We start from the raw sequence: 9,126 nt of genomic DNA, 5'->3' as shown, positions 1-9,126 counted from the left end.
GAGCACCAGACAGGCTGCTTCGCGCTTGAACTCAGGGGTAAAGGTACGGCGTTGCTTGGTCATCAGACACCTCTTTGGGGCGAGCATTCTCGCCTAAATGAGTGTCCGGTTTCATTAGACCACTACAGGTCGTCAGAGAGCTGGAGGGAAAACAGGTACTTGAAGTGAAAATTCCGGCGGCGTCACGTAAGCAGAAGCCGGTATTTCTCAATGGTCAGCCCCTAGGTAACACTTATCGTCGATTACATGAGGGGGATCGGCGCTGTTCTGAGGAAGATGTGCGCCGCATGTTCGCAGAGCAAGTGGAGGACTGTCGGGATGAGCGGATTTTGCCGAATTACGACTTCGCGGACATTGACCCGGACAGTCTGCGTATCTACCGCCAGATGCTTAGCGACATAAAGCCAGGCCATCCGGCGCTGGAGCACCAAGGGATTGAGTTTCTCCGACAGATAGGAGGTTGGCGTAAGGACCGCGCGAACGGAGTCGAAGGGCTGACTCTGGCAGGTTTACTCATGTTCGGACGCTGGCTCTCAATCCAGGAGAGTGTTCCTCATTACTTTGTGGACTATCAGGAACGGCCCCACGCTAAAACAGAACTACGGTGGGTGGATAGACTCGTGCCTGATGGAACGTGGTCAGGAAATCTGTTTGATTTCTACCGGCGGGTTTATCGCAAGTTGGTTGAGGACCTAAAAGTACCCTTCGCTCTCAAAGGTGATCAGCGCCAAGATGACACTCCGGTACATGAGGCTTTGCGCGAGGCTTTGGTTAATACCTTGGTCCATGCCGACTATACCGGGCGGGTTTCTGTGTTAGTCGTGAAGCGTCCTGACTTGTTTGGCTTTCGCAATCCAGGCGGCTTACGTTTACCCCTTGAGCAGGTGTTGCAAGGTGGCATCAGCGATTGCCGTAACAGGCTAATGCACCAAATGTTCCTTCTTATCGGCCTTGGCGAGCGTGGTGGTTCTGGGGTTCCAAAAATCTACAGCGGATGGCGCAGCCAGCATTGGCGACCGCCGGCCCTTTATGAAAAGCCCGAGCCCGAGCAAACCCTTCTTGAGCTTCGCATGTTGGACTTGCTCCCAGAGGGGGTGGTGGAGCAGCTACGAGAGCGATTTGGTGTTCGTTTCGAGAGCTTGGAACACACTGCCAGGTTGATCTTGGCCACGGCCGCGATTGAGCGGGTGGTCAGTCATAATCGTCTCCTTGAGATTTGTGATACTCATGCTCATGACTTGAGCCAACTGCTTGCGCGTTTGGTGCGCGAGGGATTCCTTGTGCCTGACGGGCGCTCACGAGGCATGATTTATCACCTGCCAGGTGAACAACTGCCAACGCCGGAGCAAGTGTTCGCAGGTCCGGTGCAGAGCTCCGAACATTACGCCAGCAGCTCCGAACATAACGGTACTAGCTCCGAACATAACGGTACTAGCTCCGAACATAAGGCCGAGCTGGATATGCAGCGAAACGATGATGGCTGTGTATTGAGCGATAACATTGACGCGCCCCTAATCGATGCTTTGGACAGGCTTGATGCAGAATTTCGAGAAAAGCTTGAAATACTGGCTGAGGAACCGCGCAAGCGAGAGCGCATGCAAAAGGATCGTATGCAACAGGTGATTATCACCCTATGCAAGGGGCACTATCTGACGCTCAACGTTTTGGCTAATTTGGTGAAGCGCAGTCCAGATGCCCTCCGTCAGCAGTACCTGAATGGAATGGTAAAAAGCAGGCAGATTCAGTTGGCTTTTCCGACTAAGCCGACTCATGAAAAGCAGGCGTACAAAGCGCACGCAGGTGGGCAGGATGAGGAGTAGGCTAACGGCCTATTCCCTCCGGCGCTGGCCGTGTGTCCGGGATTTCTCAGGTTGCGCGCTACTGGCTGAACTCGCTCCAGCGGGAGACATGCAGTTCGCAGGTACGTAAAAAAACGCAACAACAGCCTGCCTCGCGCCAAGTACTGCATAAGGTCATATGTATCAAGGCAGACCACTGGGTAATTGCCAAACGATACAAGTCCTTCGTTTTCATCAGGCTTTGCATACCTGAGCCGCGACGGTTTTCGGCCATTGAGTTGGACTGGAAGGGAGAGGCCGTCGCCGCCGAAAAACATGTAGGCGCGGTCAATGGGTTTGGCTGAGCAACAAGCCGAATCGGAGAATGGGGCAGTGGTACGCGACATAAGGGTACTGCTCCCTTTATCGAACGACCTTTCCCTTGTCTGTATCCTTAGCGCGGCTGATATCCATAAGATTTTTGGCGGAGTCCGGCGGAACGCCAAAACGAAAAAACCCGCCAGAAGGCGGGTTTTTCGGGGGTTTCAGAGACTTTGCTAGCTGTCTGTGGAACCTTGTGTGGTGCCGGCACCAAGAGTCGAAAAATCTGATTTTTTTCATTTAATACAGTTAGATAAAAACGATAGTTTCCTGTTCTACCCCTAAAACTACCCTGAGATACAGAAAGTGCAACGATGTGGCTAATAAATTGCAGAGTCTGCTTTTAGACTTTCGGCCTGCTGAAAGCCTTCTCTAAAATCAGGCCGAAGTCGTAAATTTCTTTAGTTTAGGCTGGTAAAGCTGCATTTGAGTTACACAAAATTCTCTAAAAATTCCGCGAGAGCATCTCCTTGGGAGTCTACCTGAGAGGAAAGCATGTTTATTCCCCATTGGTTAAGGATGGCTTCTTGGACGGGGTTTGGTCTAGGTGAGAAAATGTATGACCGAGGCTGTGCCTCACTATTGCAGTTGGCCTTCCAGATTTTGGATAGCTTGTAGAATAGAAACCTTAAATTTATATCGGCAAGTCTGTACCCAATGAATAGCACTGATTTGCCGAGTACGTCCGATCGCAATTTAATATCTAGAGGTGTTTCGAATTCTAATCTTTCAAAATAACTAGTTTCATCAAGTACTATCGAGGTATCATCATCGAAGTCTCCGTGAAACTTAATTATTTGAGTGCTTCCAAGCCTTATCTTAGTTACGTCAGATACCGATGCTATTTTGGTGTATGGCTTTTGGAAGTGGTCGAATGTGTTTTCGAGCCATCGATCATAGTTTGTAGTGTAAATTATTGGAAAATTGGCTTTTGCAATCAGTTCATGGATTTTTGACGATTCTATATTGATGGTCGGAGCATGCCAGCTTCGGTCCATCCAGCTTCGGAGGGGACCAATACTACCTTTTTTGATTCGGTAATATTCGGCAAGGGCGTAATGATCGCCAAATGTCTTATAGATCTCAGGGTCATACCCTAATTCTTGAGCGATCTTGTCGATCAGTTCACCCCAAGATGGAAGCCCCAGATTGGTGGATACTCCAGCACCAACGAAAAGTATAACGTTACCTTGCTTAAAAGATGACAGTAACTGTTCCATCAAACATTTCCATATTTAAGAAACTGTTTAAACTTATCGAATGCAAGACGCCTCATCGATATGTTGTTTTTTCTTTCCCCCATTTCCGCGAAAGTTTGAGTAAAGCCTTCGGGAATAAAAACACAGTCCCACTGAAAGTCTCTGTTTCCTCGGGGCTCAGCAGATATTGTGCCTTTTATTGCACCTTCAAATAGATGGATTTTCATAGAGTCGCAATATCCAATTATCGTTTTTGCGACCAAGTTAATATTTTCCCCGGAACCAAATAGGGTCGAGAATTTGTCAGCTTGAAGCTTGTCCCAAAAAATCTGTGTTAATCCACCAGGGAAGCCATTGAGACTTTCAATATACAGACCGGTATGCTCAACGAATACCGGGTGTCCTATTATCTTGAAAGCCTTCAGTAATTTATCTCTGACCAAACTGTCAACATTCTCAGTTTGGATTTCATCAATAGAGTATCGGGCTGCAATGACCTCTACACCTGTATCTTGAAGTATTTGTTGGACTTCTTGGACTTTAAAGTCGTTTTTTGAAACAAATCTAATTTTCATTTTGATCTTCCATGAAGCTATATTTTTTTTGTAAGGTCAGCATGTTCTCTAGGATGGCACTGTTTTCTGTTTCTTTATAGAACTCATTATAGTCATCGCTAATGCTCGCACCATGAATCGCCGGATTGTCCGAACAAATAACGAATGGTACACCGAATTTAATGAATTCGCGTACAGGATGGGACTCGCTTGATTTTACAGCGCCTGTTAGGCGGTTGCTAATAGGGCATACCTCTATACATATATCGCGCTTGTGCATCAATTCCATGATTTTAGTTGATTTGAATGCGGCTGTACCGTGTCCAATCCTATCAGCATCAAATTCAGTTATAGCTTCTATAATGTTTTGGGGATTGCCTGTTTCCCCTGCGTGTATAGTGATTTTTAATCCCAAATCAGATTTTGCTTTCCGATATAATTGAGGGAGCTCTGTTGGAGATACTGTATCTTCGTTGCCAGCTAGATCTAGTCCCACTATTATTTCGGGCTTACCAATGGATGCGTAAGCAGCTAAAAGGGTGCGTAGATGTTCCGCCGCGTAATCTCCGCGTGAAATCGTTAATATCAGCCCGCCCCTAATGCCGTATTTTAATGAGGCACTGTAAATCTCTTCGGTCAACCACAAGAGCGCCTCGGGTACTGTGACGTTATTAAGGAGTGCAAGATAAATTATGCTACTCCGTAACTCGACAAACTTTACATTCTGAGCTGCTAGGTTTTCGAATGCGCTAAAAACCATTAAATTGAGAGCTGTGCGACCTTGAGGAATAAGCCTTAAAACTTGCCAAGGCTTTAGATATGTCTGAAGGTCAGGGGAAGGTGTGAATCTGGTGAGGTCTCTTTCTAAATCGAAATTATCAGGAATTTCTGCTCCCTGCTGCTGGAGTAAATCAATAACTAGGCGCGTACTGACGAGGCCATTTAAGTGAACGTGTAGCTCACCCTTTTCCATGCTTTTAAAATTGTCTTCCATCAGCGATGGTCTCTATCAAGAAAGTTGATCTTGCGGCAAAAAATCGGATCAATAGTGCCGACTAACTAGGAGGCTGCTTTTGGTCAGTAGTAATTCTAGAGTCGGCATCCACATGTATGATCAAAATCAACCGCCGTTGAGTAAGGAAGCCGCCATACCGTCTAGCCGCTTTTTCACGCTTTCCCACTGTGGCATCACTTGCTGCATTAGCCGGTAAAAGCGTTCGCTGTGGTTATGCTCCGCGATATGGCAAAGCTCATGCAGGATGACATAGTCAATGCACTCACTAGCCGCCTTAACCAGGTGGGGATTGAGCGTGATGCGCCCGGCGGGGGAGCAACTGCCCCACTGCGTTTGCATGCTGAGGATGCGCAGTGGCGGCTTGCCAGAAACCCAAAGGGCTTGCTGCAAGACTGCCTCCAGACGTCGATCAAAAACCTCTCGGGCGCGGGTCTTGTACCAAGCTTGCAGTAGCTCGCGTACCTTTCCAGCCGACTTCATCCGGACAGACACTTCCAGCTTGCCACGCAATAGACGCACCTGTTGCAGCTCATCAGGAGCCTCCACGACCTTAAGCACATATTGCTTGCCCAAATAGTAGTGGCTTTCTCCGCTGATGTACTGCCGCGGGCGGACATGCGTGAGCTGAGAGCGGAACTCACGAAGCTGTTGATAAATCCAACGGCCGCGCCGCTTCAGTACACCCAATACCTGTTCATCGCTAGCGCCGGCCGGTGCACTAACCCGCACGCGGCAGTCTGGATCGACCTTGATCAGAATGCGCGAAACCTCGCGCCCCCGTGGGCCCCGCTCAACCTGTATCAACTCATCGGCGTAGTAAAAGCTCAGCCGGCTTTGCCCTGGTGGACTAGATGGAGCATTCGTAACGATGGGAGCGCTCATAGACCGGACAAGCCCACCCGCGTAATTTGCACCACCCACTCAACCATGGCCTTCGCCTGATCCATGCCGGCCCCCACCGCCTTGCACTCCTTGAAGAGCAGCGGTAACAACTTCTTGCGGATATCGCTTTCAATGTTCTGTGGGTTGATAGAATGTTCGGCCACAGAGGTCATGACCATTTCATCCAGGCTAAAAGCCAGCTTCACCCAGTGCCCCTGTACCTGTTCATCGGCTGAGATCAGGGCTTCCGGAAGGCTTTTCTTGAAAACACCAAAGTAAGCCTGGGCATGGCGGTTACCAGCCAATACGTCCGGCAGTTCATCTAGCTTGCGCGCCTGTACCTGCTGCTCAAATTCGTGGAATAGCAGGTACTGCTTGAGCGGATGATCGAACAGCTTTGCGGCATCTTCAATGGCTTGGCGCAGCAGCTTAGAAAATGCTTCTTGGGCATAGGGGTCATCACGTAGCTCCTGCTCAATCATCTTGCTCACGCGGGTCTTGATGATGTCGGTTTCGTTGCGCACCTTGTCCTCACTCCACTGCTCAGGCTTTTGCTGCCCCATCTTGCCAACTTCATAAACACCACCCGGATCTTTAACCTCCACGCCGACTACATGCTTATCCAGCAACTTGCGCACCTGTTCGGCGTACTGGTCATAGTTTACTGTCTCACCGGCATCCTGTTTGGCCATTTGGCGTAGGCTGGAGAACTGCTTGAGCGTTTCCTTGTAGTGAGCGCGGTCAGCGTCACTGAAGCTGGTGTCCTCGAAGAAAGAGGCTGATTGCAATGCAACCTTCAGGCAACTGGCGAACTCGGTTAGCGCCTCATAGAAGTCCTCGCGCACTTTGAGATTTACATCCACCAACTCACCGTCGCGCTCTTGCATCTTGGGTACCAGTACCTGGCGTAACTGTTCGATATCGCCTTTGTTTTTCACATCGGCAAAAATCGCCCAGAGTATTTTGTGCAGTTGAGGTAGCCGTTTGTACTCGCTGCTCATCTGGCTGTAGAGGCCGGCGATGTCATTTATGTCATAGCCACCCTGAGTGCGTGAAGCCAAATCCTGATATTTCTGAATCGTGGTATCCAACTCGGAAAGAATGCCGCGATAGTCAATCAGCAGGCCGAACTTCTTCAGGGGATGCAATCGGTTGACCCGTGCAATGGCCTGAATCAGGTTGTGCTCCTTGAGCGGCTTATCGATGTAAAGCACGGTATTCTTCGGCTCATCGAAGCCCGTCAACAGCTTGTCCACTACGATCAAAAGCTTGAGCGAATCATCCTTATCGAAACGCTCAATCAACTGCTTGGTGTAGACCTGCTCATCCGCGCTCCCAACGTTGTTCTTCCACCATTGAGTTACCTCCGGTGAAGCAGCTTCATCCACTTCGGTGTTGCCTTCGCGGCTATCCGGTGGGCTCATCACCACAGCGCTTTCGAAAAGACCCGCTTCGTCCAGGTATTGCTTGTACTTGATCGCCGACGCCTTACTGTCACAGGCCAACTGCCCTTTGAGGCCTTCATCAATGTTTTTCACGAAGTGGTTGGCGATATCAAGTGCAATCAAGCGAATTCGATCATCTGTGCTGTAGATCTGTCCTTTCTTGGCGAACTTGCGCTTTAGATCGGCCTTCTGCTGCTCGCTCAGCCCTTCAGTGATGCGCTCGAACCAGCTATCGATAGCGCGCGCGTTCACATCCAGATCGGGGATGCGCTCTTCATAGAGCAACGGCGTCACCGCTTGATCCTCCACTGCTCGCTGCATGGTGTAGGCATGCACAATGGGACCAAACTTATTTGTGGTCTTGTCGTCTTTGAGCAGGGGCGTGCCGGTAAACGCCACAAAAGCCGCATTGGGCAGCGCCTGTTTCATGCGGATATGGTTTTCACCGCCTTGGCTGCGGTGACCTTCATCGATCAGCACGATGATGTCAGCACTAGTGTTCACGCATTGCGGCAGCTTGGTGGCGCTGTTGAACTTCTGGATTAGGGAGAAAATGATGCGCTCATTACCCTTGCCGATCTGCTCGGCCAAGCGCGTCCCGGAAGTGGCCATCGCGGCCTCGCGATCCTTCTTGCCTGCCAGTTCGCCGCCCGAGGCGAAAGTCTTGCTCAGCTGGTTTTCCAGATCGACCCGGTCGGTGACCACCACGATGCGACACTGTTTGAGCAAGTCATGCAGGATCAGCGCCTTGCTCAGAAAAACCATGGTGAATGACTTGCCCGAGCCTGTTGTATGCCAGATCACCCCGCCCTCGCGGCCACCGTCCTTGCGCTTGTGGGTAATTCGCTCGATCAGCCGTTTGATGCCAAATACCTGCTGATAGCGAGCAACAATCTTGCCAGCCTTCTTATCGAACAGGGTGAAGTAGCGAGTAATCTCCAGCAGCCGGGCAGGAGAGAGCAGGCTGATAAGCAACTGATCCTGGCCGGTCAGCGCTAGCTCGCCGCCAGCGATCAGGGTGTCATACCAGTCCAGATCACGGGGAGGGCGGTGGCTAAAAATAGAGGCCTTCTCCGCGGCACTCAGCTTGCGGTTCTTCAGCGCATACAACTCTGCGGTGGCGATATCTTCCTCACGCCAAGCCGCCCAGAATTTCGCAGGCGTGCCGCATGTGGCGTAGCGCCCGTCGCTGCCATTGATCGACAGCAACAATTGGCTGTAGGCGAATAGCCTTGGGATTTCGTCGTGACGCTGGTTGCGCAAACTCTGCGAAACGCCTTCGTCGATGGTCGGGCCTTTCTGCGCATTGCTATCGGGACGCTTGGCCTCAATTACTGCCAGCGGAATACCGTTGACGAAGCAAACAATATCCGGCCTCCGCGACTCCACACCACTGCTGCGCAGCACGCGAAACTCTTCGGTGAAGATGAAGCTATTATTCGCGGGGTTGTTCCAGTCGATCAACGCCACGGTAGGGTTGGCTTTTTTGCCATCCACGAACTCTGTCACTGAGATGCCATACAGCAAATGGTTGTACAGCCGCTCATTGGCAGCCTGTAGCCCTTCGTTAAGCGCCGGGCTGCACATTTCACTGATCAGGTTGTCGATGGCTTTGGCTGATAGTGGGTATTCACTCCCGCCAAACAAGAAACGTCGCTTGCTCAGTTGCTCGCGTAGTACATCACGCAAAACCACCTCGTCGCTCTTGCCGCTCCTTGCTGTTAGTGCCTGCTCGGGCGAGAGGAACTGCCAGCCGAGGTTGCACAGCAGAGCCAGAGCCGGAAGTTTCGCGCTGTATTCTTCCTGAAATTTAGGTGTTGGTATCATCCGCTGTAGTTCTCCAAGCCGCCCGCCAGCTGTTGCTGGAAACCA

Annotated in this window: 6 protein-coding genes; 1 reads left to right on the top strand and 5 read right to left on the bottom strand. The window is 50.6% G+C overall.

The genetic code is table 11. The features are described 5' to 3' along the window. Positions 1–164 precede the first annotated feature (164 nt). Complete coding sequence (locus TU74_RS15375; protein ID WP_241485574.1) at positions 165–1,820, top strand: ATP-binding protein; 1,656 nt, start codon at positions 165–167, stop codon at positions 1,818–1,820. A gap of 770 nt (positions 1,821–2,590) precedes the next feature. Here the strand turns inward: TU74_RS15375 and TU74_RS15360 are convergent. The 5 genes from TU74_RS15360 to TU74_RS15340 all read right to left on the bottom strand — a co-directional run bounded on the left by TU74_RS15360 (position 2,591) and on the right by TU74_RS15340 (position 9,081). Further along, on the bottom strand, positions 2,591–3,379 hold the full coding sequence (locus tag TU74_RS15360) for an SIR2 family NAD-dependent protein deacylase (protein WP_048376994.1): 789 nt from the start codon (positions 3,377–3,379) through the stop codon (positions 2,591–2,593). Then, the gene (locus tag TU74_RS15355; RefSeq protein WP_048376993.1) at positions 3,379–3,933 is read right to left on the bottom strand and encodes a non-canonical purine NTP pyrophosphatase; all 555 of its coding nucleotides are present in this window, start codon (positions 3,931–3,933) and stop codon (positions 3,379–3,381) included. The genes TU74_RS15360 and TU74_RS15355 overlap by 1 nt, the downstream gene beginning before the upstream one ends. Beyond that, positions 3,923–4,906 (bottom strand): adenosine deaminase family protein, encoded by a 984-nt coding sequence (locus TU74_RS15350; RefSeq protein ID WP_048376992.1) that lies wholly within the window; start codon positions 4,904–4,906, stop codon positions 3,923–3,925. Before TU74_RS15350 ends, TU74_RS15355 begins: the two co-directional genes overlap by 11 nt. Positions 4,907–5,032: 126 nt before the next feature. Then, a complete protein-coding gene (locus TU74_RS15345) occupies positions 5,033–5,809 on the bottom strand; it encodes a M48 family metallopeptidase (RefSeq protein ID WP_048376991.1) in 777 nt (258 codons plus the stop codon). Further along, complete coding sequence (locus TU74_RS15340) at positions 5,806–9,081, bottom strand: type I restriction endonuclease subunit R (protein ID WP_048376990.1); 3,276 nt, start codon at positions 9,079–9,081, stop codon at positions 5,806–5,808. Before TU74_RS15340 ends, TU74_RS15345 begins: the two co-directional genes overlap by 4 nt. Positions 9,082–9,126: the final 45 nt, after the last annotated feature.

This window comes from Pseudomonas lundensis (assembly GCF_001042985.1).
In the GTDB taxonomy this organism is placed as follows: domain Bacteria; phylum Pseudomonadota; class Gammaproteobacteria; order Pseudomonadales; family Pseudomonadaceae; genus Aquipseudomonas; species Aquipseudomonas lundensis.
The sequence above is the reverse complement of the archived record's forward strand: the minus strand, read 5'-3'. Positions and strand labels throughout refer to the sequence as shown.